The sequence below is a fragment of the Streptomyces sp. JLBG701 genome, assembly GCF_058544905.1.
In genome coordinates this window covers 4,410,746-4,434,570 of sequence record NZ_CM178588.1, presented here as the reverse complement: position 1 = coordinate 4,434,570, position 23,825 = coordinate 4,410,746, and the positions used below count along the sequence as shown (strand labels likewise).

Annotated in this window: 23 protein-coding genes, 1 tRNA gene and 1 pseudogene; 12 read left to right on the top strand and 13 right to left on the bottom strand. The window is 69.3% G+C overall.

The annotated features are described in order from the left end of the window. The first annotated feature begins 66 nt into the window (after nucleotides 1-66). On the top strand, nucleotides 67-609 hold the full coding sequence (locus AC5DRG_RS20365; protein ID WP_491811989.1) for an AAA family ATPase: 543 nt from the start codon (nucleotides 67-69) through the stop codon (nucleotides 607-609). A gap of 210 nt (nucleotides 610-819) precedes the next feature. Beyond that, nucleotides 820-2,055: an SUKH-4 family immunity protein gene (locus AC5DRG_RS20360; protein WP_491811988.1), complete on the top strand. Its 1,236-nt coding sequence runs from the start codon at nucleotides 820-822 to the stop codon at nucleotides 2,053-2,055. Nucleotides 2,056-2,068: 13 nt separating this feature from the next. Here the strand turns inward: AC5DRG_RS20360 and AC5DRG_RS20355 are convergent, their stop codons facing one another. The 5 genes from AC5DRG_RS20355 to AC5DRG_RS20335 form a co-directional block, all read right to left on the bottom strand. After that, nucleotides 2,069-3,124 carry an amidohydrolase family protein gene (locus tag AC5DRG_RS20355; RefSeq protein ID WP_491811987.1) on the bottom strand — a complete coding sequence of 352 codons (1,056 nt, stop codon included), beginning with the start codon at nucleotides 3,122-3,124 and terminating at the stop codon, nucleotides 2,069-2,071. Nucleotides 3,125-3,264: 140 nt separating this feature from the next. After that, a complete protein-coding gene (locus AC5DRG_RS20350) occupies nucleotides 3,265-3,897 on the bottom strand; it encodes a dihydrofolate reductase family protein (protein ID WP_491811986.1) in 633 nt (210 codons plus the stop codon). Nucleotides 3,898-3,986: 89 nt separating this feature from the next. Beyond that, nucleotides 3,987-4,058: transfer RNA gene (locus tag AC5DRG_RS20345), tRNA-Cys, on the bottom strand. A gap of 404 nt (nucleotides 4,059-4,462) precedes the next feature. Next, the gene (locus tag AC5DRG_RS20340; RefSeq protein WP_491811985.1) at nucleotides 4,463-5,935 is read right to left on the bottom strand and encodes a sensor histidine kinase; all 1,473 of its coding nucleotides are present in this window, start codon (nucleotides 5,933-5,935) and stop codon (nucleotides 4,463-4,465) included. Beyond that, on the bottom strand, nucleotides 5,922-6,602 hold the full coding sequence (locus tag AC5DRG_RS20335) for a response regulator transcription factor (RefSeq protein WP_491811984.1): 681 nt from the start codon (nucleotides 6,600-6,602) through the stop codon (nucleotides 5,922-5,924). Before AC5DRG_RS20335 ends, AC5DRG_RS20340 begins: the two co-directional genes overlap by 14 nt. 129 nt (nucleotides 6,603-6,731) lie before the next feature. On the opposite strand from AC5DRG_RS20335, the gene AC5DRG_RS20330 reads away from it, so the two are divergent. From AC5DRG_RS20330 to AC5DRG_RS20295, 8 genes are all read left to right on the top strand, one after another. Beyond that, the gene (locus AC5DRG_RS20330) at nucleotides 6,732-8,267 is read left to right on the top strand and encodes a glycosyltransferase family 39 protein (RefSeq protein ID WP_491811983.1); all 1,536 of its coding nucleotides are present in this window, start codon (nucleotides 6,732-6,734) and stop codon (nucleotides 8,265-8,267) included. 247 nt (nucleotides 8,268-8,514) lie between these two features. Beyond that, nucleotides 8,515-8,877, top strand: coding sequence for a hypothetical protein (locus AC5DRG_RS20325; RefSeq protein WP_491811982.1), 363 nt, complete (start codon nucleotides 8,515-8,517; stop codon nucleotides 8,875-8,877). Between the two features lie 94 nt (nucleotides 8,878-8,971). Beyond that, a complete protein-coding gene (locus AC5DRG_RS20320; RefSeq protein WP_491811981.1) occupies nucleotides 8,972-10,420 on the top strand; it encodes an MFS transporter in 1,449 nt (482 codons plus the stop codon). A gap of 32 nt (nucleotides 10,421-10,452) precedes the next feature. Then, nucleotides 10,453-10,650 (top strand): hypothetical protein, encoded by a 198-nt coding sequence (locus AC5DRG_RS20315; protein WP_491811980.1) that lies wholly within the window; start codon nucleotides 10,453-10,455, stop codon nucleotides 10,648-10,650. Then, a complete protein-coding gene (locus AC5DRG_RS20310; protein WP_491811979.1) occupies nucleotides 10,650-11,018 on the top strand; it encodes a type II toxin-antitoxin system death-on-curing family toxin in 369 nt (122 codons plus the stop codon). The genes AC5DRG_RS20315 and AC5DRG_RS20310 overlap by 1 nt, the downstream gene beginning before the upstream one ends. Nucleotides 11,019-11,156: 138 nt before the next feature. Then, entirely contained in the window at nucleotides 11,157-12,965 is a 1,809-nt protein-coding gene (locus tag AC5DRG_RS20305) for a DEAD/DEAH box helicase (protein WP_491811978.1), read from the top strand. Nucleotides 12,966-13,372: 407 nt separating this feature from the next. Beyond that, the gene (locus AC5DRG_RS20300; RefSeq protein WP_491811977.1) at nucleotides 13,373-14,020 is read left to right on the top strand and encodes an IclR family transcriptional regulator; all 648 of its coding nucleotides are present in this window, start codon (nucleotides 13,373-13,375) and stop codon (nucleotides 14,018-14,020) included. A gap of 63 nt (nucleotides 14,021-14,083) precedes the next feature. Further along, complete coding sequence (locus AC5DRG_RS20295; RefSeq protein WP_491811976.1) at nucleotides 14,084-14,875, top strand: S16 family serine protease; 792 nt, start codon at nucleotides 14,084-14,086, stop codon at nucleotides 14,873-14,875. A gap of 23 nt (nucleotides 14,876-14,898) precedes the next feature. Here AC5DRG_RS20295 and AC5DRG_RS20290 read toward each other — a convergent pair whose 3' ends face one another. From AC5DRG_RS20290 to AC5DRG_RS20260, 7 genes and pseudogenes are all read right to left on the bottom strand, one after another. Then, a complete protein-coding gene (locus AC5DRG_RS20290; protein ID WP_491811975.1) occupies nucleotides 14,899-15,324 on the bottom strand; it encodes a type II toxin-antitoxin system VapC family toxin in 426 nt (141 codons plus the stop codon). 11 nt (nucleotides 15,325-15,335) lie between these two features. Next, nucleotides 15,336-15,578, bottom strand: a complete 243-nt coding sequence (locus tag AC5DRG_RS20285) for a ribbon-helix-helix domain-containing protein (protein ID WP_491811973.1) — start codon at nucleotides 15,576-15,578, stop codon at nucleotides 15,336-15,338. Between the two features lie 81 nt (nucleotides 15,579-15,659). Continuing rightward, nucleotides 15,660-16,621 (bottom strand): annotated as a pseudogene (locus tag AC5DRG_RS20280) (glycine betaine ABC transporter substrate-binding protein). Further along, the gene (locus AC5DRG_RS20275; protein ID WP_491811972.1) at nucleotides 16,618-17,445 is read right to left on the bottom strand and encodes an ABC transporter permease; all 828 of its coding nucleotides are present in this window, start codon (nucleotides 17,443-17,445) and stop codon (nucleotides 16,618-16,620) included. The pseudogene AC5DRG_RS20280 and the gene AC5DRG_RS20275 overlap by 4 nt, the downstream one beginning before the upstream one ends. Next, on the bottom strand, nucleotides 17,442-18,686 hold the full coding sequence (locus tag AC5DRG_RS20270) for a betaine/proline/choline family ABC transporter ATP-binding protein (protein WP_491811971.1): 1,245 nt from the start codon (nucleotides 18,684-18,686) through the stop codon (nucleotides 17,442-17,444). The genes AC5DRG_RS20275 and AC5DRG_RS20270 overlap by 4 nt, the downstream gene beginning before the upstream one ends. Continuing rightward, nucleotides 18,679-19,326, bottom strand: coding sequence for an ABC transporter permease (locus tag AC5DRG_RS20265; RefSeq protein WP_491811970.1), 648 nt, complete (start codon nucleotides 19,324-19,326; stop codon nucleotides 18,679-18,681). The genes AC5DRG_RS20270 and AC5DRG_RS20265 overlap by 8 nt, the downstream gene beginning before the upstream one ends. 191 nt (nucleotides 19,327-19,517) lie before the next feature. Further along, nucleotides 19,518-20,012: an Lrp/AsnC family transcriptional regulator gene (locus tag AC5DRG_RS20260; RefSeq protein ID WP_491811969.1), complete on the bottom strand. Its 495-nt coding sequence runs from the start codon at nucleotides 20,010-20,012 to the stop codon at nucleotides 19,518-19,520. A 123-nt stretch (nucleotides 20,013-20,135) separates the two neighbouring features. Here AC5DRG_RS20260 and hppD point away from each other — a divergent pair, with 123 nt between their 5' ends. Further along, nucleotides 20,136-21,281, top strand: coding sequence for a 4-hydroxyphenylpyruvate dioxygenase (gene hppD / locus AC5DRG_RS20255; protein WP_491811967.1), 1,146 nt, complete (start codon nucleotides 20,136-20,138; stop codon nucleotides 21,279-21,281). A 111-nt stretch (nucleotides 21,282-21,392) separates the two neighbouring features. After that, on the top strand, nucleotides 21,393-22,262 hold the full coding sequence (locus tag AC5DRG_RS20250; protein WP_491811966.1) for a phage baseplate protein: 870 nt from the start codon (nucleotides 21,393-21,395) through the stop codon (nucleotides 22,260-22,262). Nucleotides 22,263-22,335: 73 nt separating this feature from the next. Here the strand turns inward: AC5DRG_RS20250 and AC5DRG_RS20245 are convergent, their stop codons facing one another. After that, complete coding sequence (locus AC5DRG_RS20245) at nucleotides 22,336-23,805, bottom strand: tetratricopeptide repeat protein (RefSeq protein ID WP_491811965.1); 1,470 nt, start codon at nucleotides 23,803-23,805, stop codon at nucleotides 22,336-22,338. Nucleotides 23,806-23,825 lie beyond the last annotated feature (20 nt).

Genomic DNA, 23,825 nt, shown 5'->3' with positions numbered 1-23,825 from the left:
TTCGTGTTCGCCGCGGTTGTGGTGGTCGTGGGCGGCGTGTACTTCGGTTGATGGCGTGACGGCCTGATGGAGGGCGTGGTCCTCATCACTGGCGTCATGGCCGCGGGCAAGTCGACGGTGGCGCAGGCGCTGGCCGAGAGCTTGCCGCGGGCCGCGCATGTCCGGGGGGATGTCTTCCGGCGGATGATCGTTTCGGGGCGCGAGGAGTACGTGCCTGGAGACGGCGGTGCGGGCGAGCGTGGGGAGGGTGAGGCCCAACTCCGGCTGCGGTACCGGATCTCGGCGGCGACGGCGGACTCGTACGCGGCGGCCGGTTTCACGGCGGTCGTGCAGGATGTGGTGTTGGGCGAGAACCTCGCGGCGTACGTCGACCTGGTCCGCACGCGGCCGCTGTACGTGGTCGTCCTGGCCCCGAGCCGGGAGAGCGTGGCGGCGCGGGAGGCCGGGCGGGCGAAGACGGGGTACGGCGTCTGGACCGTCGATGACCTGGACGGGGTGCTGCGGGCGGAGACGCCGCGGATCGGTCTGTGGCTGGACAACTCGGCGTTGACGGTGGGGGAGACGGTCGCGGCGATTCTGGCCGGGCGGGAACGGGCGCGGGTTTTCTGACGTCTTCCTGTCGGGGCGGTGTCAGTGAGGTCGCCGAGACAGGACATTTTCCTTGATGTCGCTGGTCGGGAGCGTTGTCAGTGGTGCCGCGTAGTGTTCTGAGCAGTGGGGGACGGGCGCTTCGGCGCTTCCGTCTGGGACTGCGGTTACCGCTGGGCGGCGGGCCGTGCCCTGCTCGGGGACTGTGAACATTCATGTGCGGGGGAAGCAATGAGCACGACCGGTGCCGTGATCGCGGCCATCACACTGACCGAGGAAGAGCTGGATCTGTACGTCACGCACGAGCCGACGCGTCGCTGGCTGACGGGGCCTGGACTGCCGGGAGGAGTAGGCCCGTTGACGTTCGCGGCGCTGCGGGCGGACGGGCTGCGGACGGTGGCGGACTCGACGGGGGATCCGGGCAACCGCTTGGCGCCTGACCTGCGGAACCAGTTGGTGATAGGCGGTCTCCTGGGCGCGCAAGGTAAGGAACGCTCGGAAGGACTGGAAAGTCTGGAAGTCCCGGAGACGGAGTCGATACTGCTTGACGGCGAGACCGGGGAGGTCTCCACGACGTACTTTCTCCACGACCGCCCCGACCTGATGGACCGCCGCACTCTGGCGCCGTCGCTGGAGACGCTGGTGCGGTTCGCGACGGTGACGGAGGAACTGGCGGAGGTGCGCGGCCAGTTCGCCACGTACGCGGGTCGTTTCGGGCCCAAGGTGGTGGAGGAGGCGTCGCGGCAACTGCTGGCGGTGTTCGAGGAGGGCACCGGGGGAGAGGTACCGCCGTTCTGGAGGTCGGCGGCGCTGATCCGCCCCCTGGCCCTGGTCGCGGGCCCGGGCACGGAGTCGGGGCTGACACTGGACGTCCCGGCCCGCCTGCTGGACCGGGAGTTCGGCCAGGGCACGGTGGCCCGCTTCGAGGACGTCGACTTCCCCGCGACACTCACCCACGAGCCGACCCGCCGCTTCCTGCGCGAGACGGGCCTGCCCGAGCGAGGCTTCCTCTTCGAGCTGGACACGGACGTCCCGCTGCCGACGCTGGCCGAGTACTACGAGGACGAGTACCCGGGCGACTTTCCAACGTACGAACTCCCTGACCGGGCCGACCACTTGATACGCCTAGGGGGTCTCGTCGAGGCCAACAGCCTGGTCGTGGACGGCACGACGGGCGAGGTCCTCAACTGGAACGAGCCCGAGGCGAAGCTGTACCCACTCAACACAGATGTCTCCACGCTGGCCTTCACCCTGTGGCTGCTGCACAGGGAGAGGGCGATCGACGGGGAGCTGTCGGGCGCGCTGACGGGCGAGGCATACAACCAGTTGGCGTCGACGATGATCCAGGTCTTGTCGGCGGTAGACGCGACGGGCGTGAGCGCCGGATTCGGGTCTGGGTCTAGGTCTGGGGCTGGTCGGCACTACTGGACGGAGGTTTTCCAGGACGAGGCGGGCCGGGTGCTCTGAGCGCCGGGGACAGTCATACGACGACCCGCCCCCGCAGGATGATGCGGCTGGGGTGAGCCAGGGCGGACGCGTCCAGGGTCGGGTCGGTGTCGTAGGCGACGAGATCGGCTGGGGCGCCGTCGACGAGACCAGGCAGACCGAGCCAGGAACGGGCGGACCAGGAGGCGGCGGCGAGGGCGGCTTCGGGGGACAACCCGGCACGGGCAAGCCAGCCGACCTCCGAGGCGACGGTGCCACAGGGAAAGCTGTCGGTGCCGGCGAGCACGGTGACGCCGGCGTCGTGCGCGGCACGAACATTGGGCAACATGCCGTCCCACCCGTCCAGCCACCAGTCCCGTTGGGCGCTGGGCTCCCGAGCCCGCATTGTCGCTTCCCCGGCGCCGAAGACACTGAGGGTGGGGACGAAGGCGGTGCCCTGGGAGGCCATGAGGTCGATCAGCCCGGGATCGAGATGCATACCGTGCTCCAGACTGTCCACCCCGGCCAGCACGGCGTTGCGGCTCCCGTCGGCGGTCTGACAGTGCGCCGCGACCCGTCCATCGACGGCATGCACGGCGTCGACGACCGAGGTCAGGATGTCCAACGGCAAGGCTGGTTCGTCGTACTGCCAATCCCCGATGACCTTGCACCACCCAGATCCCGCCCGCGCTTCCTCGACGGCGGCTCGCACGAGTTCGTCCTCGCTGATGTCTCGCCCAAGGCCCGGGTAAAACCGCCCGGGGGTGGCAAGCCAACGTCCTGCAGATCGAACTCGCGGCAGCTCGGGATCTTCGTCAACCCAGCCGGGGATACGTTCCGCGGATCCCGGCGTGCGTACGAGCAGCACGCCGGCATCGCGATGCCCGACGAGATGCCGCCGCAACACCTCATCATTGAAGGGGACTTCGAGGCTCTCGGTACCGGGGTGGGTGTGCACGTCGACGAGGCCGGGGAGCAACCAGCCGCCGTCGACGACGAGTTCGGCGCCGGAGCCGCCGACGAGGGACTCGGCCCGCAGCAGCCCCTCGTGGATCGAGAAGGCGCGCTCCTCCCGCTCGGGCAATACAACACCCCGCACCTGCAACGCCACGCCTGCCGCCCCCTCGTCCCCGGCACGAATCACTGGCCGCCGATCTTACGGACGCCCACAGAATGGGAACGCCTGGACTTGAACTGCGCACATCGCCGCCGCCCTCCGCCACGCGGCCCGCGCCTACCCCCGGCCCCCGGTCAGCCCTCGGCTTCATCTGGCCAGAGGCTCCCGGTGTGGTCGTGGCCAGGTGGCCGATACCGCAGGAGGATGTTGCCCGAGCGGAACACGGTCACCGCCCCGGCTGTCAGGTCAATGCGGCTCTTCAGGCCGGCGTACAGGTTCCGACCGCGGCCCAGCAGCACCGGATGCAGCAAGATCCGCAGCTCATCGACCAATCCCTGCTCCAGCAGGGTCACGGTGAGCCCCGAACTCCCGAAGATCGCGATGTCACCGGCGGATTCGGCCCGCAGCCGTGCAACCTCGGCCTCCAGATCGCTGCCGTCGATGATGCGGGTGTTCTCCCAGGGGGCGACCGGGCCGCCGCCCGTCACCACAGTCTTGGGTACGGCGTTCATGAAGGCCGCGACGTCGGGCATCCGTTCCGCGGCCTCGGCCGAGTTCCAGACCTCGGCGAAGTGATCGTAGGTGTGCCGGCCCAGCAGCAGGGCGCCCACTTCGCGGGTCTGGCGCAGGTTCCAGTCGAAGAACTCCTCGTCGTAGAGTCCCCAATCCACTTCCCCACCGGGCCCCTCGTGATAGCCGTCGAGGGAACAGAACAGGAACGCGAACACCTGCTGCCGTCGGCCATGAGGCGTCGAGCCGTAACTCATCGGGCGTGTCTTGACCGGGTGGAGGAGCCCCCCCCACAAAGACGTCCGGCCGACCACCCGCAGGCGGTCGGCCGTGACACAGAAATCGGAGGCCGTGGCGGGAATTGAACCCACGTGCCTCGCTTTGCAGGCGAGTCCCTAAGCCACTCGGGCACACGGCCGTGTCGGGTGGAGCGTGGTGCTCCGTGCCGAACTTGGTGGAATGACCGTATGGCGGGGCGGGGAGGGGATCAAGGGTGGCGTGGGGGCTGCAATGGGACTGCCATACGCCGTTCATGAACGGTCCGGCCCCTCGGCCTCAGCGTGCGACGCCGGGGGCGGTTTCCGGTGGGTAGGGGTTGGCCATGGCCGACGCGGCACTTCCGCACAAGCAGGCGCTGGCTGCGGTGAAGATCGTCGTTCAGTGGGCGGTCTTGTGCCAGTCGAGGACCATCAGCGCGCGGACGAGCCGGGTGGCCCACTTCACGTCGAGGCGGGGCCGGGTCGGTACGCGCCCGTTCTTCAGGTGTGCGAAGGCCTCATCTGGTGGTCTTACGCTTTCGAAGGGCTGCCGCGGTGCAGCGCGTCATTTCTCGGCTGGGGTGGGGGCCCGGGGAAGGCGTAGCTGGAAGCATGCTCCGAGGGTCCGGGGGGTGAGGGTGAGGGTGCCTCGGTGGCGGTGGGCCAGGTCGCGGGCGATGGCGAGGCCCAGGCCGGTGCCGCCGTGGTCGCGGGAGCGGGCGTCGTCGAGGCGGACGAAGCGTTCGAAGATGCGCTCGGCGTCCTTGGTGGGCACGCCCGGTCCGTCGTCGTGCACCGTGAGGACGACCCAGGCGTCCTCGTTCCGGACGGTGATCTGGATGCGGTGGGCGGCGTGGCGGACGGCGTTGTCGATGAGGTTGCGCAGCAGCCGTTCGTATTCGTCGGGGTTTCCGTGTGCGTGTGCGGGAGCGGTGCTGTCGCAGGTGAGGGTCAACGGTCGTTCGGTGAGGGGGTATTGCTCGGTCAGCCGAGAGGCGAGGGCGGTCAGGTCGATGGTTTCGGGGTCGGCGGCTATGGGGGTGCGGGTGTCCAGGCGGGCGAGGAGCAGCAGGTCTTCGGCGAGGGCCTGGAGGCGGCGGGTCTGTCGTGCGGCGGTGGTGGCCGCGGCGGGCCAGTCGGTGCGTTCCGGGTAGGCGAGCGCGACTTCCAGGCTGGTCAGCAGTGTGGTGAGGGGGCTGCGTAGTTCGTGGGCGGCGTCCGCGACGAAGCGGCGTTGCTGGGCGGCGGCGTTGTCCAGGCGTTGGAGGGTGGTGTTGATGGTGGTGGCCAGGGCGGTGATCTCGTGTCCCGTGGCGGGGACGGTGACGCGTTCGCGGGGGTCGCTCGGGGTGACCGAGGCGGTGAGGACGCGGATGGCTTCTACCGGTCGTAGCGCGATGCGGACGGTGAAGTAGGTGACGGCGGCGATCAGTACGAGGCTGACGAGCCCGGCCCACAGCAGCAGGCGGTCGGTGGTCTCGGTGATCGCCTCAGCTGTGTGCGGGAGCACCACCACATAAACCCGCAGGTTGGCGTCGGCGGCGACTCCCAGAGCGGCGGCTTTGTCATTGCTCAGTACATCGGCCGAGAAATCAGCGGTTACTACCTGATTGGTGCCGCCGGCTACCGAGAATTTGTCACTGGGGTCGTAGTCGGGGTTCGCAGGTAGGCGGACGGAGTTGATGAGCTCGGCCCTTGAGGTTTTCGGTGGGGCGGGCATCACGTGGTGGGTGCCGGGAGCGAAGTCGTCCATGCCTCCGCCGTAGGCGACAGCGGTGCGTCGGCCGGTCGCGACGACCTCGTACGGCACCGTGCTGGTGGAGTCGGGAATGACACCCTGCTGCAACTTGTCGCAGATGGCCCAGAGTTGGTCCTTGGCCTGGTCTTCGGCGATCTGCGTGCTCTGGCGGTAGACGTCGTGGTGGACCCACCAGCCGATGCCGGCCAGGACGACGGCGGCGGTCGAGGCGGCGGCCAGGGCCGCGACGGCTCGTACCGAACGCGGCCACCAGCGGCGTCGCGGCTCAGTCGCGTTCACGGTCGTCCACCAGCCGGTAGCCGGTACCCCGTACGGTCTGCAGGGACCGTCGGCCGAACGCGGAGTCCACCTTCTTGCGCAGGGCGCTGACGCGCGCCTCCACCAGGTTGGGATCCCAGGCTTCGTCGGGCCACGCGTGATAGAGCAGATCCGATTTGGAGACCGCCTGGCCCGCCCGGCGGGCCAGCAGCTCAAGGACGGCGAACTCCCTGGGCGTGAGTTCCACCCGGGCCCCGGCCCGGCGGCAGACGCGGCTCGCGACATCCAGCGAGAGGTCGCCCACGGCAAGGACGGGCGGGGCGACCGTGGCGGCCCGTCTGACCAGGGCCCGCAGCCGTGCGACGAGCACCAGGTAGGAGAAGGGTTTGGCCAGGTAGTCGTCGGCCCCCGTGTCCAGGGCCTCCGCCTGGTCCCACTCCCCGTCCTTGGCGGTGAGCACCAGGATGGGGGTCGCGTTGCCCTCCCGGCGCAACTGGGCGCAGACCTTGTAGCCGTTGAGCCCGGGCAGCATCAAGTCCAGGACGACCAGGGCGTATTCGCCGGTGCGGGCCATCCACAGGCCCTGCCGGCCGTCATGGGCGAGGTCGACGCTGTAGCCCTCGGCGGTCAGGCCGGTGTGCAGCGTGTGGGCAAGGTCCACCTCGTCTTCGACCACCAGGATGCGCATGCGGTGCAGCCTCGCACAGCGCCGGCCCGCCTTCCTGATCGGCCGGTCAGGTTGGGTCAGCCTCCGGTCAACGAGGTCCGGGCACGCTGGCGGCCGTCTCTTCGCCGCTGCTGAAAGGCCCTGTCGCCGATGTCCGTTGCTCAACGTAGCCCCGCCGAGGCCAGGACGGTCTCCCCTCCCGTACCCGCCCGTCGACGATCAGCGGGCCCGGCCGAAGCCGTGGTCGTCATCGCGCCCCTGGCGCTGACCATCGCTCTGGGGCTCTGGGGTATCCGCCGGAAGAACACCATGTGGGGGGACGAGGCCGTCACCTATCAGCTCGCGCACCGCGATCTTTCGCAGATATGGCTCACCGCCCAGCAGGTCGATCTGGTCCACGCTCTCCATTACGCCGTGATGCACGAGCTCTTCGGTCTCTTCGGCGGAGGGCTGCTGACCTTGCGGCTGCCGTCCGTGCTGGCCATGTCCGCGGCGGCGAGCGGCGTCGGGCTGCTGGGGCTGCGCCTGGCGGGACCCCGTGCCGGGCTGCTGGCCGGGCTGGTGTTCGCGCTGCTTCCCCAGGTACAGAAGTACGCGCAGGAAGGCCGTTCGTACGCCATGGTCTGTGCCCTCGTCACCTGGGCCACCTATGCGCTCGTGGCCGGCGTCCCGCAGCGCGTCCGGTGGCGGTGGGCGGTCTATGGCTGCACCATGCTGCTGGCCTGTCTGCTCCACGAGTTCGCGGTCCTCGCCCTGGTCGCCCACGGCGTCACCCTGGTCGTCTCCCGTGTGCCAGGACCGGTGCTGAGGGCGTGGAGTGCGGCGGCCGCGGGGGTGGTGGCCGGGCTGGCGCCGCTGGCGATCTGTAGTGCGGGGCAGTCGGGGCAGGTGTCCTGGATCGGGGGACCGGTGCGGCTTCCCGGTGTCCTGGCCATGGCGGTCGTGAGCGTGGCGTGTGCCCTGGCGTCCCTGGGGGCGAAGAGGCCCGTGCGGCTTTCCGTGCTGGCTGTGCCGATGGTGGTGCTTCCGGGCCTTCTGCTGCTGATCGCCTCGTTGGTCAAGCCCCTCTTCGTCGACCGGTATGTGCTCTACAGCAGTATCGGAATCGCGTTGCTGCTGGGCGCCTGGATGGATCACTTCCTCCGGCGGCAGCGGCGGTTTTCCCGCGTCGCGTGGATCGCTGCGGTCGCCGTACTGGCCGTACTCGTCCCGACGAGCCTGTCGCTGAGGACGCCCCAGAGCCGGACCAATGACGTCACGGCCATCGGCGCCGCCGTACGCGAGGAAGGCCGTCCCGGTGACGGGCTGCTCTATCTCTCCGACCAGTACCGGGCCTGGACCGCGGCCATTCCCGAGGACACCCGTTTCCTGACGGATCTGGCGCTGGCGCAGGATCCCGTTTCGTCCAACACGCTTGGCGGTGTCGAGGTTCCCGCCCAGGACATCGCGGCACGCATGCTGGACTTCGACCGGATCGTCGCGGTCCGCGACCCGGCGGGTGCGCACCCGCCGGCCGACCCGCGGGACGAAGCGAAGACAAGCACCCTGCGGCGCCACTTCCGCGAGTACGGAACAACCCATGTCAGCGGGGCGCGAGTCACCGTCTATGTCCGAGACCACGACCCGTCTCCGAAGGTCGGTCCTGGATCCGACAGCCCGGGAGCGAGCGGTGGGGTGGTGAGGTGACCGCGACTGATGCAGGCCCGGCCGGTACCACCGCCGTCACGCTGTCTCGCCCCGGAAGCCACGGACCTCGGCTTGCCGGTCGCTGCCGGCCATGGAGGGAAGAGATCACCGACACGATCGGTCGGCTCGACACCTTCCCGGACCCAGGCCGACCGACAACAGCCCGGGGAAATCCGGGACGTCGGGGATGTCGGCCCGCACACGCACCGCGACGACGAATGGGGCGGCAACGGAAGCTGACGACCGAGTGCTCGTACACACCAGCGCCGAACAGGAGTTGGCGACCGCCCACTGGTTGCTGTCCGCCCACCCCGCGCCCGTCCAGGCCCGCCAGGAATGGACCGACAGCAAGGTGGCGCTCCTGCCCCTCGGAACTCTGCGTGACGCGGTCGAGGAGTGGAGGCCGTTGGGCGTGGACTGTCTCGGCCGCGGCACCTATCTCGGCGTGCCGAGAGTGGACATCCGGGAGTTCGACCCGCGGACGTTCGTCTCGTACTGGGCGATGCCGTCGGCCGACGAGCTGTGCGTGCCGCTCAAAGTGGCTGGGCTCATCGCGGCGGGGAAGCGGGCACTTGTCGTTGAGGCCGTGGAGGGAATCGGACCCGAGTGACTCCCGCGACGAGATGGTCGTACGACCAAGGTCCCAGGTCGGGAGCGACTCCCGACAGGGGTCATCGCGGGCTGCGCACCTTACTCTGGCGACCATGGCCGCCCTCGAACCTCGCGACACCGGTGTCGCGGACACCGCCCCTGACCTGCCCACCGAGGCTGAGGCCGACGAGGGTGTGCTGAGTCGTTCGCATCGTGCGCTCAGTATCGGCATCGTCTCCGTCGTGCTGCTGATCGCCTTCGAGGCGACGGCCGTGGCGACGGCTATGCCGGTTGCCGCGCGGGAGCTGGATGGGGTGTCGCTTTACGCGTTCGCGTTCTCCGGGTACTTCACGACCAGTCTGTTCGGGATGGTGCTCGCCGGGCAGTGGTCGGATCGGCGGGGGCCGCTCGGGGCGTTGACCACGGGGATTGCCTCCTTCGCTGCCGGGCTGTTGGTCTCCGGGACCGCTGGGGTCATGTGGCTGTTCATTCTTGGGCGGGCCGTGCAGGGGTTCGGGGGTGGGCTGGTCATTGTCGCCTTGTACGTCGTTGTCGGGCGGGCCTATCCGGAGCGGTTGCGGCCGGCGATCATGGCGGCGTTCGCGGCCGGGTGGGTCGTGCCGTCCATCGTCGGGCCGCTTGCCGCCGGGGCGGTGACCGAGCGGTTGGGCTGGCGGTGGGTGTTCGTCGGGATTCCGGTGCTTGTGGTGTTTCCGCTGGCGCTCGCGTTGCCGCAGATACGTCGGCGGGCCTCCGGGGCGTTGCAGCAATCGACCTCCTTCGACCTGCGTCGGATTCGGCTCGCTCTCGGTATCTCCCTCGGGGCCGGACTGCTTCAGTACGCCGCCCAGGATCTGCGTCCCCTCTCCGTCGTTCCGGCCGTTGTCGGTGTCGCGCTGCTCGTGCCCGCCGTGGTCGGACTGCTCCCGCGCGGGACATACCGGGCCGCCCGTGGGCTGCCCTCCGTCGTGCTGCTGCGTGGCGTCGCCGCCGGGTCCTTCATCGCTGCCGAGTCCTTCGTGCCGTTGATGCTGGTCACCCAGCGGGGGTTGTCGCCGACGTTGGCCGGGTTCTCGCTCGCGGCGGGTGGGGGGACGTGGGCGTTGGGGTCGTGGGTGCAGTCGCGGCCGCGGGTTGAGCCGTATCGGGAGCGGTTGATGACGTTCGGGATGGTGCTGGTCGCTGCGGCGATCGCGGCGGCGCCGAGTGTGCTGATACCTGCCGTGCCGGTGTGGACCGTCGCCGTCGCTTGGGGCTTCGGCTGCTTCGGGATGGGGCTTGTCATCGCCTCGACCAGCGTGCTGTTGCTCCATCTCTCCGCCCCGGAGGAGGCCGGCACCAACTCCGCCGCTCTCCAGATCTCCGACGGCCTTTCGAATGTCCTGCTGCTCGCGGTGGGCGGCGCCGCGTTCGCGGCACTGGGCGGCGGCGCCGTGAGCCATGCGGCCACCGCGGCGAACGGCTCCCATCCGGCCGCCTTCGCCGTCGTGTTCCTGCCGATGGCGGGGGTGGCGTTGGTGGGGGCGTGGGTGACTACGCGGTTGCGAACCGAACCCCGATGACACCGAGTGGTACCGCGTAGTACCGTCGAGGCATGGCTGGACTGAACCTGCGGTTTACGGACGACGAGCTCGACGCGCTGCGCGAGCGCGCGGCGGCGGAAGGGCGCAGCATGCAGGCCTTCGCGCACGACGCGGTGATCGCGGCCATAAACGAGCACTCGCGACTGTTCAACGAGGCGGCTGATCACGTACTCAAGGCCAGCGCCGAGCTGAACCGGAGGCTCGCCTGATGCACTACCTCACCCTGTCCGAACTGCTGAACCTCGCGAAGCGGCTTGGAGCGGACGAGGTGCGTGACTACGGGCTCCTGGACTCGGCGCTGGCGCGTCCCCAGTCGAGCGTGTTCGGGCAGGACGCGTATCCGGACGTCTGGCAGAAGGCGGCGGCGCTGATGGAGTCCCTCGCCCGCAACCGCGCCCTCGTTGATGGGAACAAGCGCATCGCCTGGTACGCGACCTGGGTCTTCCTGCACATGAACGGGCACCCGTTGGACGCGGACTTCGACGTCGACGAGGCCGAGACGTTCGTACTCGATGTCTGCCAGGGCGCACTGGACGTTCCGAAGATCGCCGCCCAGTTGCCGCGCTTCGCGCGCTGACCCCGCCCGCGCTGTGAGCTGAGTCCCATCCACGAGTGACCCGGCGTAGTCCGCACGTTGACCCAGTCGGCCCGCCGGTAGGGTGGCCCGGTTGTCATACCCAGCCCAGCCGAGCCGCCCGACCCCCAACCGGAGACCGTGACTACCACCGCCGCCAGTACCGCCGCTGCCTCCTCCTCCCATCACCTTTCTCCCGCCTTCCCCGGTCGTGCGCCTTGGGGTACCGCCAGCAAGCTGCGTGCCTGGCAGCAAGGGGCGATGGAGAGGTATGTCCAGGAGCAGCCACGTGACTTCCTCGCGGTCGCCACGCCCGGCGCCGGGAAGACGACCTTCGCGCTGACGCTCGCTTCCTGGTTGCTGCATCACCATGTCGTGCAGCAGGTGACCGTGGTCGCGCCGACCGAGCATCTGAAGAAGCAGTGGGCCGAGGCGGCCGTGCGGATAGGGATCAAGCTGGACCCCGAGTACAGCGCGGGTCCGCTCGGCAAGGAGTACGACGGGGTCGCGGTCACCTACGCCGGTGTCGGCGTTCGGCCCATGCTGCATCGCAACCGCGTCGAGCAGCGCAAGACCCTCGTCATCCTCGACGAGATCCACCACGCCGGTGACTCCAAGTCCTGGGGCGAGGCCTGCCTCGAAGCCTTCGAGCCCGCCACGCGCCGGCTCGCGCTCACGGGTACGCCCTTCCGGTCCGACACCAACCCCATCCCCTTCGTGACGTACGAGGAAGGGAACGACGGGATCCGGCGGTCCTCCGCCGACTACACCTACGGCTACGGGAACGCGCTGGCCGACCACGTCGTGCGGCCCGTCATCTTCCTCTCCTACAGCGGCAACATGCGGTGGCGTACGAAGGCCGGTGACGAGATCGCCGCCCGGCTCGGCGAGCCGATGACCAAGGACGCCATCAGCCAGGCCTGGCGTACGGCCCTCGACCCGCGCGGCGACTGGATGCCGAGCGTGCTGCGCGCCGCCGACCAGCGGCTGACCGAGGTCAGGAAGGGCATCCCGGACGCCGGTGCCCTCGTCATCGCCTCCGACCAGGACTCGGCCCGCGCCTACGCCAAGCTGATCCGCGAGATCACCGGCACGAAGGCCACCCTCGTCCTGTCCGACGACACCGGCGCCTCGAACCGCATCGACAAGTTCAGCGAGGGCAACGACCGCTGGATGGTCGCCGTCCGCATGGTGTCCGAGGGCGTCGACGTGCCCCGGCTCGCCGTCGGCGTCTACGCCACCACCATCTCCACGCCCCTCTTCTTCGCGCAGGCCGTCGGCCGTTTCGTACGGTCCCGGCGGCGCGGCGAGACCGCCTCCGTCTTCCTCCCGACCGTCCCCGACCTCCTCACCTTCGCCAACGAGATGGAGGTCGAGCGCGACCACGCCCTCGACAAGCCAAAGAAGGACGGCGAGGAGGACCCGTACGCCGAGGAGGACAAGCTCCTCGCGGAGGCCGAGAAGCAGCAGGACGAAGACACCGGCGAGCAGGAGCAGTTCGCCTTCGAGGCGCTGGAGTCCGAGGCCGTCTTCGACCGGGTGCTGTACGACGGTGCCGAGTTCGGCATGCAGGCGCACCCGGGGAGCGAGGAGGAGCAGGACTACCTCGGTATTCCGGGGCTCCTCGAACCCGACCAGGTGCAGATGCTGCTCCAGAAGCGGCAGGCCCGGCAGATCGCGCACAGCCGCAAGAAGCCCGACGAGGAAGCGGACCTCCTCGAACTGCCCGCCGAACGGCGGCCCGTGGTCTCCCACAAGGAGATGCTGGAGCTGCGGAAACAGCTCAACACCATGGTCGGCGCGTACGTCCATCAGAGCGGCAAGCCGCACGGCGTCATCCACACCGAGCTGCGGCGGACGTGCGGAGGGCCGCCGAGCGCCGAGGCGACGGCCGGGCAGCTGCGGCAGCGGATCGCCAAGGTGCAGGAGTGGGCCACCCGCATGCGCTGACGCTGGGCGCTGTGCCCGGCCCGGTTTTTGGCGTCTGTCGTGCTTCGGGTGCGGGCCGTCTGTGGCTGGTCGCGCCCACGCGGCGGTAGCCGCAAATCGAATACAGCCCCGCGCCCCTTAGGACGTGCAGGTTGCCGCAAATCAGTCCAAACCGGAGTGGTCCGTACCGGGCAGTGCCCGGATTCTGGACGGAGCCTTCCGCTCAGCGAACCCGCTTCGCTACTGTCCCGCTACGCACACGCCCCGTGGCAGCGCCGCCGCGGAGCGCAGCCGTGAAGCGACTGAGCCCGGGACTCGCACCGGGCCGCCGGCCGATCGGCGGCCTCTGAAGCGCGTCGCCGACGGGACTCGGTGGCGCAACAGCCGCGAGGAGGCTGCCGACCTCACCACCAAAAGGAGTGGGCGTCGTGACCGCGGAGACCTCCCAGACGCTCGACCGGGGACTGCGTGTCCTCAAGCTGCTCGCCGACACGGATCACGGGCTGACCGTCACAGAGCTGTCCAACAAACTCGGGGTCAACCGGACTGTTGTGTACCGGTTGCTCGCGACACTTGAGCAGCACGCACTCGTACGCCGTGACCTGGGCGGCCGTGCCCGGGTCGGGCTCGGTGTGCTGCGCCTCGGCCGCCAGGTGCATCCGCTCGTACGGGAAGCGGCGCTGCCCGCGCTGCGGTCGCTGGCCGAGGACATCGGGGCGACCGCTCATCTCACGCTGGTGGACGGGGCGGACGCGTTGGCCGTCGCCGTGGTCGAACCGACGTGGACGGACTATCACGTGGCCTACCGGGCCGGCTTCCGGCATCCGCTGGACCGGGGGGCCGCCGGGAAGGCGATTCTCGCCGCGCGGCAGCGGACGGTGTCGGTGGACGAACCCGGATACACCCTGACGCACGGGGAGTTGGAGGCGGGGGCGAGCGGAGCCGCGGCGCCGCTGCTGGGGGTCACCGGGGTCGAGGGCAGCGTGGGCGTCGTGATGCTGGCGGACGCGGTGCCGGAACGGGTGGGACCGCGGGTGGTGGACGCGGCCCGGGAGGTCGCGGACGCGTTGCGCTGACGGCAGCCAGCCGTACGACTGCCCGCAGCCGAGCCTGTCCGCCCGCCCCGTTAGATTGATCCCGTGCTCTCTCGCCTCACGCGCCTCCAAGCCGTCGCCGTCTGTGCTCTGCCCGTCGTGGGTCTGATCGCCACGGCCCTGTTCGCGCCGCTGCCGTTCTCGGTGGCGCAGCCGGGGATGACGGCGAACGTTCTCGGTGCGGACCAGGACACCCCGGTGATCACGATCTCCGGGGCGGCCACCCGGGACACGAGCGGGCAGCTGCGGATGACGACCATCGAGGCGACGGGTCCTGACGCGCATGTCTCGCTCGGTTCGGTGATCGACGGCTGGTTCCGCACCGACCAGGCCGTCATGCCGCGCGACTCCGTCTATCCGACCGGGGACAACCTCAAGGAGATCGAGCAGCACAACGAGGCCCAGATGAAGGAGTCGCAGGACGCGGCGACCGAGGCCGCGCTGAACTACCTCGACCTCAGCGACAAGAACGTCAAGGTCACGCTGGAGCTCGCGGATGTCGGCGGGCCCAGCGCGGGTCTGCTGTTCACCCTCGGCATCATCGACAAGCTCGACGGCGACGGCACCGGCGGCGACCTCACGGGCGGCCGCACCATCGCCGGTACGGGGACGATCGACGCCGACGGGACGGTGGGCGCGGTGGGTGGCGTGGCGTTGAAGACGCAGGCCGCGCGGCGGGACGGGGCGACCGTGTTCCTTGTCCCCAAGGCCGAGTGCGGCGACGCGAAGTCGGAACTCCCCAAGGGTCTACGACTGATTCCGGTGACCACGCTGAAGAGCGCGGTGACTGCCCTGGTGGCACTGGAGAAGGGGACAGGCTCGGTACCGAGCTGCTGAGCCTCGTCCCCTGACTCCATACGTCAGTGGGCGTCGTCCTCCATGGGGTGCTGCCAGCGCAGGCCGGGGAAGCGGGCGAAACCCCGGTCGGCGGAGTAAAGGGTGGCTCCGTGTTCTATGGCGAGGGCGGCGAAGTAGGCGTCGGGGACGAGGTTGCCGCGAGCGCCGGCCTTGGCACACAGGCGCTCGAAGATGTCCCAGTGGCGTGGCCCCTCCTGCACCAGCGTGGCAACCGGCGTGCTCCGCACGTCACGGAGAAAGGCGAACGCCGTTTCCGGTTCGCTCGGCGGCTGGTAGATGCGCTGGTGGGTGACGATCCGCAGGAAGCCGCTGTCGATCACGCCGTTGTACCCGAAGGGCTCGTCCCCCCGCAGCCGCTCGATGAGCCAGGCGTGATACCGGTCGTGGTCCTTGCTGTCCTCGCGAAAGGCGTACACCAGGATGTTCACGTCGCAGATGATCATTCGAGGCCGTCCAGGAGGTCGCGCACCGAGGCGTTGTCGTCCAGGTTGATGCCGGGGCGCACCCCACCACGGCCGGGGTCGGTGGTCAGCTTGACGATGTTCTTCGCCGCCGCCACATCCCGCGCGAACGACGCCCGCAACGCATCCTCTATCACCGCACTGACCGTGACGCGCCTGCGTGCGGCCCGCAGCTTGGCTTCCTGGAGCAGGTCCTCTGGGAGGTCGACTGTTGTCCTCATGCACCCAAGCGTAAGCTCACTGCATCATGATGCGCCAAGGTGATTCAATGATGCGCGGATTTGACCGCCCCGCTTGCTGCCTCACCCGCCCTTGACGAACCCCTCCGCCTTCATCCAGTCCAACGCCACCTGATGCGGATCCTCCCCGTCCACGTCCACCTTCGCGTTCAGTTCCTGCGCCACGGAGTTGTTCAGCTTCTTTGTGATCGGGTCGAGTACGTCCGCGATCGCCGGCCACTTCTCCAGCGCCTTGGAGTTGATCTCGGGGGCGACGTTGTAGTTGGGGAAGAACTTCTTGTCGTCGTCCATCACGCGAGGTTCATGGACTTGATGCGGCCGTCTGTTGTGAAGACCTCTCCGAACGTGCAACTGCCCTTCTGTACCTGGGTGTAGATGATCCCGGTGTCCATCTGCGTGATGTTCGACGCCGGCACGCTCATCCCGTACGCCTTCTCCATGCCCGGCAGCCCGTCCGCCCGGTTGGCGAACTCGCTCTCCACGCACAGCGTCACGGCCTTCGGATCGGACTTGGACAGCGCGGCCACGTCCGACAGCGTCTTGGTGCCGTACTTCTTGAAGTTGGCCTGGTTCATGGCGAGGGCGTAGGTGTTGTTGAGGGCGGACGGGGACAGCCAGGTGATCCCGTTCTTCAGGTCCGCTTCCCGCACCGCCTGCCACTGTTCCTGCGGGTCGGCGATGGGCTCGCTGTTGCCGAGGTACGTGATCCACGCGGTGCCCGTGTACTCGTACATGCCGTCCGCGTCACCGGACTTGACGGCTTCCCGGGCCCCGATGGAGCCCTGGATCCCGGTCCGGTCGAGGACGTCCGCGCCGGCCGCCTCGAAGGCGATACCCATGATCGCGCCGAGGATCAGCTGCTCGGTGAACTCCTTGGAGGTGACGGTGAGATCGGCACCCTTGAGCGGCGCGCCCCGGCCGACGGTGCCGGGGCTGACGTCGTCGACCATGGGGGAGCCGCTGGTCAGTCCGCAGCCGGACGCCAGGACCAGTACACCGGCCACCACCAGACGGGCGCGCCTCAAGTCCCCACCTCCAACCCCCGTGGCCGCAGGAACAATTCGGCCAGTGAGGCCAGCCAGTCCACGAGCAGGGCGAGGCTGACCGTGAGGATCGAGCCGAGGACCAGCACCGGCATCCGCTGGGTGGTGATCCCGGTGGTGATCAGCACACCCAGGCCGCCACCTCCGCCGAAGGTCGCCAGCGTCGCCGTACCGACGTTGAGGACGAGGGCCGTACGGACGCCGGCCAGGATCAGCGGGACGGCCAGCGGCAGTTCGACCCTTCCCAGCACGCCCAGTTGGGACATGCCGATCCCGCGGGCCGCCTCCATCAAGGTGGGGTCGTTCGCCTTCAGGCCCGCGATGGTGTTCGACAGCACCGGCAGGACGGCGTAGATGGTGATGCCGATCAGGGCCGCCTTCTCGCCGGTGCCGAGCCAGATCACCAGCAGGGCCAGCAGGCCGATCGCCGGGGTCGCCTGGCCCATGTTGGCGATCGTCATGGCCACCGGGGCGGCCTTCCTGAACGCCCTGCGGGTCAGCAGGATGCCCAGCGGGATAGCGATGATCAGCACGAAGAACGTGGAGATCACGGTCAGTTGGATGTGCTGCCAAAGGGCCTTGGAGACCTGGCCGTTGGACAGGGCGTTCTCGGAGATGGCGTCCAGGTCCGCCTGGCTGAACCATAGCCAGGTCGCGAGGAGCAGCGCCACCAGCGCGGCGGGGAGGAAGGTCAGCTTCTGCCAGGTGACGCGGCGCTTAGGGGGAGCCGGAGCCGGAGGCGGCGGCGAGGTCTCGGCCTCTGTCCCTTCCTCCGTCTCCTCTTCCAGCTCGGGAGTCGTGGTCACGCCTTCAACTCCCCTCCGTCGCCCTCCTGCTCGGCGTGCGTCTGGGCGGCACGGGCCTCCTCCAGCTCGTGCTGGGCCTCCCTCGCCTCCAGCCGGTCGGCCTCCAGCAGTTCCTGCACGGAGTTCATGAGCGTCGCCATGTCGACGACACCGGTGTACTCACCGCGCCGCCCGGTCACGGCCACCCGCCCGGCGTTGTCCGTCAGCACCGCCTCCAGCGCGTCCCGCAGCGTCGCGTCCCGGGTCACCGTGTCGTGCACCAGCGTGCCCGCGCGGGCCAGCGAGCCCCGCGCCCGCATCAGGTCGCCGCGCCTGAGCCACTTGTAGGGGCGGCCGCGCTTGTCGAGGAGCAGGATCTCGTTCGTGCCGCTGTCCCGGAGCCGGTTGAAGATGTCCTGGAGGGGGTCTTCGACCGTCACCGTCGGATAGTCGGTGATCTCCACATCCCGTACGCGAGTGAGGTTCAGCCGCTTCAGCGCCGCACCCGCGCCCACGAAACCGGACACGAAGTCGTCCGCCGGGTTGGTGAGGATCGCCTCCGGGGTGTCGAACTGAGCGATGTGCGAGCGTTCGCGCAGTACGGCGATCCGGTCGCCCAGTTTGATCGCCTCGTCGAAGTCGTGCGTGACGAACACGATCGTCTTGTGCAGCTCGTGCTGGAGGCGGATCAGCTCGTCCTGGAGATGATCGCGGGTGATCGGGTCGACGGCACCGAAGGGTTCGTCCATCAGGAGTACGGGCGGATCGGCGGCCAACGCCCTTGCCACGCCGACGCGTTGCTGCTGGCCACCGGAGAGCTGACGCGGATAGCGGCCGTGGAACTCGCCCGCGTCGAGCCCGACGAGGTCGAGCATCTCCTCGACCCGGTCCCTGATCCGGGCCTTCGACCAGCCGATCATCCTCGGTACGAGCGCGATGTTCTGGGCGACCGTCATGTGCGGGAAGAGGCCGGACGACTGGATCGCGTACCCGACCTTGCGGCGCAGCTTCACCGGGTCGATGTCGGTGACGTCCTCGCCGTTGATGCGGATACGGCCGCCGGTCGGTTCGATCAGCCGGTTGATCATCTTGAGCGTGGTCGACTTACCGCAGCCGGAGGGGCCGACGAAGATGACGATCTCGCCCGCCTTGATCTCCATGTTGACGTTGTCGACGGCGGGATTCGGACTGCCCGGATACCGCTTGGTCAGGTTCTCCAGCTCGATGGAGGCACCGGAGGTCGTGGTCGCTGTCTCAGGCACGGATCCCCCTGGGAATGGTCAGCCGTCCGATCAGGACGTAGGCGGCGTCGAACAGCAGCGCCAGGACGATGATCCCGAGCGTGCCCGCGAGCACCTGGTTGAGCGCGTTCTTGCTGCCCAGCGAGCCGAGCCCGCGGAAGATCTCATTGCCGAGGCCGGGCCCGGAGGCGTACGCCGCGATGGCCGCGATGCCCATCAGCATCTGCGTCGAGACCCGGATCCCGGTCAGGATCGGCGGCCAGGCCAGCGGCAGCTCCACCCGTGCAAGGCGGGCCAGGCGGGACATCCCGATGCCCCTCGCAGCGTCCACCAGCGACGGGTCGACCCCCCGCAGACCGACGATCGCGTTGCGCACGATCGGCAGCAGCCCGTACAACGTCAGCGCGATCACCGTCGGCGGAACGCCCAGCCCCACGATCGGAATGAGCAGACCGATCATGGCGAGCGACGGAATGGTCAGGATGGCCGAGGTGGTCGTGGTCGCGAGGCTCCCCGCCCAGTCGCTGCGATAGGTGACCACACCGATCAGCACCCCGATCAGGGTCGCCACGACCATGCACTGGAAGACCGCGCTGGCGTGTTGATAGGCGTCCGTGAGCAACTGCTGATGCCGGTTGCCCAGGTACTCCCAGAAACTCACGCGGTCACCTCAAAGGTCTGTCAGGTCCTCTCCTGGTCCCAGGGCCTGTCCGGCGGATCAGGCCGGAGACGCCGGGCTTGGTGCGCACATCTGCCGCGTTGTCGTCGGTCGCCGACGCTCCGCGTCGACTCCCTCCTCCGCCTTGCAGCTGCACGCACCAAGCCCCGCTCACCCAAGCCGATCAGGCACCGTTACTTTCCTCCGGCCTGATCCGCCGGACAGGCCCTGGCCGCCTGCTCCACCAGCGGGATGATCCGCAGCGGAACGGGGTTCTCCATGACGATCGCCGTGGCGGCCCGGACGATCCCATCGAAACCCACGACCCGGTCGATCACCCGCTGGAGATCGGCGTTGGAGCGGGCCACGAGCCGGCACAGCATGTCCCCGCTGCCGGTGGTCGTGTGCAGCTCAAGGACCTCCGGCACGGTCGCCAAGTGCGCCCGTACGTCCGGACCTTGTCCCTGCCTGATCTGGAGCGTCGCGAACGCCGTCACGGGGTAGCCGAGCGCGGCCGGGTCCACCTGCGGACCGAATCCGCGGATGACGCCATTCGACTGAAGCCGGTCGAGCCGCGCCTGCACGGTCCCCCGGGCCACCCCCAGCCGCCGCGACATCTCCAGTACCCCGATCCGCGGCTCCCGCGCGAGCAGCACGATGATCCGCCCGTCGAGATGATCGATCGCCACAGCGGCCTCCGGAGTTGGTCATCCTGTACAGAACGCCCGCCGAGACGGACGTATGAATGGGCATATTGCCCAGCAGATACGCCAACTATTGCGCAGCTTGCAAGGCAGCGCGAGGCTTCGGGCATGACGCAGACCACACACCACACTCCCGACACCGCCCGGCAGGCAGACCCCTTCCCGGTCAAGGGAATGGACGCGGTCGTCTTCGCCGTGGGCAACGCCAAGCAGGCGGCGCACTACTACTCCACCGCCTTCGGCATGCGGTTGGTCGCCTACTCCGGACCGGAGACCGGCAGCCGCGAGACCGCGAGCTACGTTCTCACCAACGGCTCCGCCCGCTTCGTCCTCACCTCGGTGATCAGGCCCGCCACCCCCTGGGGCCACTTCCTGGCCGAGCACGTGGCCGAGCACGGCGACGGCGTCGTCGACCTCGCCATCGAGGTCCCGGACGCGCGCGCCGCGTACGAGTACGCCATCGAGCACGGCGCCCGCTCGATCGCCGAGCCGTACGACCTGAAGGACGAGCACGGCACGGTCGTACTGGCCGTGATCGCCACGTACGGCACGACCCGCCACACCCTGGTCGAGCGGACGGGCTACGACGGCCCCTACCTCCCCGGCTTCCTCCCCGCCGCCCCGCTCGTCGAGCCGCCCGCCCAGCGCACCTTCCAGGCCATCGACCACTGCGTCGGCAACGTCGAACTCGGCCACATGAACGAGTGGGTGGCCTTCTACAACCGGGTCATGGGCTTCACGAACATGAAGGAGTTCGTGGGCGACGACATCGCCACCGAGTACAGCGCGCTGATGTCGAAGGTCGTCGCCGACGGGACGCTGAAGGTCAAGTTCCCGATCAACGAACCCGCCATCGCCAAGCGGAAGTCCCAGATCGACGAGTACCTGGAGTTCTACGGCGGCGCGGGCGTCCAGCACATCGCGCTCAACACGAACGACATCGTCGGGACCGTACGGACCATGCGGGCGGCCGGAGTTCAGTTCCTCGACACCCCCGACTCCTACTACGACACCCTCGGCGAGTGGGTCGGCGACACCCGGGTCCCCGTCGACACCCTGCGCGAGCTGAAGATCCTCGCCGACCGCGACGAGGACGGCTATCTGCTGCAGATCTTCACCAAGCCGGTCCAGGACCGGCCGACCGTCTTCTTCGAACTCATCGAACGGCACGGCTCGATGGGCTTCGGCAAGGGCAACTTCAAGGCGCTGTTCGAGGCGATCGAGCGGGAGCAGGCGAAGCGGGGCAATCTGTGACCAGGCAGAACCTATGAACTCGTAGAACTTGCAACCACCCGCGGTGACTTGCGACTCTCATGTCCTGCGGCTGTCACGGGGGCGGCCACAGGGCATGGGAGGAATGGCCACATGGGGGAGACAGAGGCCGCCGCGACGACCGCGACCGTCGGCGAGCGTTTCGATCTCGACACGTCGTCCGAGCGGTGGCTGTGGCAGAAGAACACGCTCGCCGAGGGCACGGTGCTGCAGTCGTTCGCCTTCGACGAGGTGAACAAGCGGCTGTACGTCCTCCAACTGCGCGGCGGTGACGCCGAGTCGGGCGACCTGTGCCTGAACAAGCTCGACTACCAGGGCAAGCACCTCGGCCACATGTATCTGCGCGGCTTCGGGCACGGCGTCAGCATGGGCGTGCAGAACGCGGCCGACGGCACCGTCTGGATCTGGACCGAGGCGGCGTCCAACGCGAGCGGCTACGGCCAGGGCGTCACCCGGTTCCGCTTCTCCGCCGGGGCGACCCGCAAGGCCGACGACGTCAACGTCCGTTTCCCGATACCCGGTTCCACCAACAACCAGCCCTCGGTCTGCCAGGCGACGAACCGCATCGCCGTCCGCCACCGCGTCAAGGGCGTGGCCCGCTACCGCGTCTACGACCTCGACCCCTTCATCGCCGGCGACTACACGACCCACGTGGCCGACTTCCGCCAGGTCGGCGTCCACCCGGACCCGGAGATCCCGTTCCAGGGATACGCCTTGTGCGGCAACTACCTCTACCAACTCGCCGGCACGGCACACGAGGACAACACCTACCTCTCCTGCGTAGACATCCGCACCGGCGAACTGGTCCAACGCCTCCGCAGCCGAGCCGGCCGCTCCCTCACCTACCGCGAACCCGAGGGCGTAGCAGTCCGCCACACCCCAACTCCCCGCCTGCACCTGGGCTTCGCTTCAGGGGAGGCAGGGGAGCGCAGGTTCTCGGTCTTCTACAAGCCGCACAAGTAAGCAGGGCTGCGCCCCGATAGGGGCGCGGGGAACTGCGCGACCAGCCCCCACCGGCCCGCGGTCAACAAAACGCCTACCGCGCGGAGCGCTTCGCATCCATCACCGGTACATCCTCCAGCGACGGCTCCCCCAACGCCTCCAACGCCCCGTTCGCCAGCGGAGCGTGAAGCGGCGAGAAGTACGGGTTGATCCGCAGCGCCTCTTGCAGATGCCGCCGCGCAGACCCGTACCGCTCCAACTCCCGCTCGATCATGCCCCGGTGATACGCGTACAGCGCACTCCGCACCCCACCCCCGTGCACCCGGTCCGTCGCGATGTTCGCGAACCGCAGCGCCTCCTTGTCCTCCCCGGCCCGGTGCAGGGCCCAGCCGAGCGCGTCGGCCACCGCGATCCCCGGCTGCCGCATCCACTCGCCCCGCAGCCGCCGCATCGCCGCCCCCGCGTCCCCGTGGTCCGCCTCGAACACGCCGAGCACCAGCTCATCGTCGACCCCGCCGGCGGCGTTCTGCTGCACCCGCGTCCGCAGCAGGTCGTACTGCACGCGTGCCGCCTGATCCAGCCCCAGCGACTCGTACAGCTCGCCCAGTTCCAGTGCGTACTGCGGCGACGGCTGCTTGGCCAGCGCCACGCGATACGCGCTGAGCGCCTCCGACGTCCGGCCCAGTGCAGCGAGCGCCCGCCCCTGACCGGCAAGGGCGGCCCGCTGGTCGGGGTCGATGCGTACCGCCGCCTGGAAGTGCCGTAGTGCCGTCTCCCGGTCCCCGCGTTCCCAGGCGAGCTGCCCGGCGCGTTCCAGCCAGGCGGCCTGTTCGGCGGGCTGGGTCGCGGCGGCCGCGGCGTCGGTGAGCTGGGCGGCCGCGTCCTCGCGCCAGCCCCGGTCCCGGTAGACGGCGGCGGCCCGCGCCATCACGGCCGGTCCGGAGTGCAGCTCAAGGAGCCGGTCGAGGGTCCGCTTGGCCGCGTTGTAGTCGCCGAGCCCGGTGTAGGCGTCGATCAGCGGCGGGTACGACGTCCAGCGCTTCGGCGCCCGCTTCACCGCCGCCTCGCCCCACTTCTTCGCGGCCGGGAAGTCCCGGCGGGCGTTCGCGAGGGCGGCCAGACCCTCGAACGCCTCCGTGTTCCCCGGGGTCCCCTTCTCCCGCACCTTCAGAGACGTACTCAGCGCCTGCTCGGCCCTCGGGTAGTACCCCGCCTCCGCGGTCCGCCGCCCCTGCTCCACATAGGCCGCCCCGAGCACCGCCCACGACCGCGCGTCCTTGGGATGCGTGCGCAGGTGCGCCTCGCGGTCGCCGATCAGCAGCGCCAGGTCGGGCAGCGCGGCGGGCACCCCGGCACCGACCGCCGTCAGCGCCGCCGCCGGACCCTGCGCGGGCGCCGGTGCCGTCGCCTGCTGCGGGGCGGGCAGCAGCATCAGCGCCCCGCCGAGCACCACGCAGCCCGCGACGGAGGCGATCAGCAGCCGCCCGGCAAGGCGCGAGCGCCGGGGAGCCTCCTGGAGCTCCTGGGCGGCCGGGGCTTCCTGTTGGTTCTCCTGGCTCTCCATGGCGGACACTGTGCGTCAAT

Excerpts from the sequence above, each read along its gene's own strand:
- AC5DRG_RS20315 (WP_491811980.1), top strand. The coding sequence starts at position 10,453 with ATGGCTGGACTGAACCTGCGGTTTACGGACGACGAGCTCGACGCGCTG.
- hppD (WP_491811967.1), top strand. The coding sequence starts at position 20,136 with ATGACGCAGACCACACACCACACTCCCGACACCGCCCGGCAGGCAGAC.
- AC5DRG_RS20310 (WP_491811979.1), top strand. The coding sequence starts at position 10,650 with ATGCACTACCTCACCCTGTCCGAACTGCTGAACCTCGCGAAGCGGCTT.
- AC5DRG_RS20330 (WP_491811983.1), top strand. The coding sequence starts at position 6,732 with ATGTCCGTTGCTCAACGTAGCCCCGCCGAGGCCAGGACGGTCTCCCCT.
- AC5DRG_RS20245 (WP_491811965.1), bottom strand. The coding sequence starts at position 23,805 with ATGGAGAGCCAGGAGAACCAACAGGAAGCCCCGGCCGCCCAGGAGCTC.
- AC5DRG_RS20335 (WP_491811984.1), bottom strand. The coding sequence starts at position 6,602 with ATGCGCATCCTGGTGGTCGAAGACGAGGTGGACCTTGCCCACACGCTG.
- AC5DRG_RS20350 (WP_491811986.1), bottom strand. The coding sequence starts at position 3,897 with ATGAGTTACGGCTCGACGCCTCATGGCCGACGGCAGCAGGTGTTCGCG.
- AC5DRG_RS20365 (WP_491811989.1), top strand. The coding sequence starts at position 67 with ATGGAGGGCGTGGTCCTCATCACTGGCGTCATGGCCGCGGGCAAGTCG.
- AC5DRG_RS20320 (WP_491811981.1), top strand. The coding sequence starts at position 8,972 with ATGGCCGCCCTCGAACCTCGCGACACCGGTGTCGCGGACACCGCCCCT.
- AC5DRG_RS20285 (WP_491811973.1), bottom strand. The coding sequence starts at position 15,578 with ATGAGGACAACAGTCGACCTCCCAGAGGACCTGCTCCAGGAAGCCAAG.
- AC5DRG_RS20250 (WP_491811966.1), top strand. The coding sequence starts at position 21,393 with ATGGGGGAGACAGAGGCCGCCGCGACGACCGCGACCGTCGGCGAGCGT.
- AC5DRG_RS20360 (WP_491811988.1), top strand. The coding sequence starts at position 820 with ATGAGCACGACCGGTGCCGTGATCGCGGCCATCACACTGACCGAGGAA.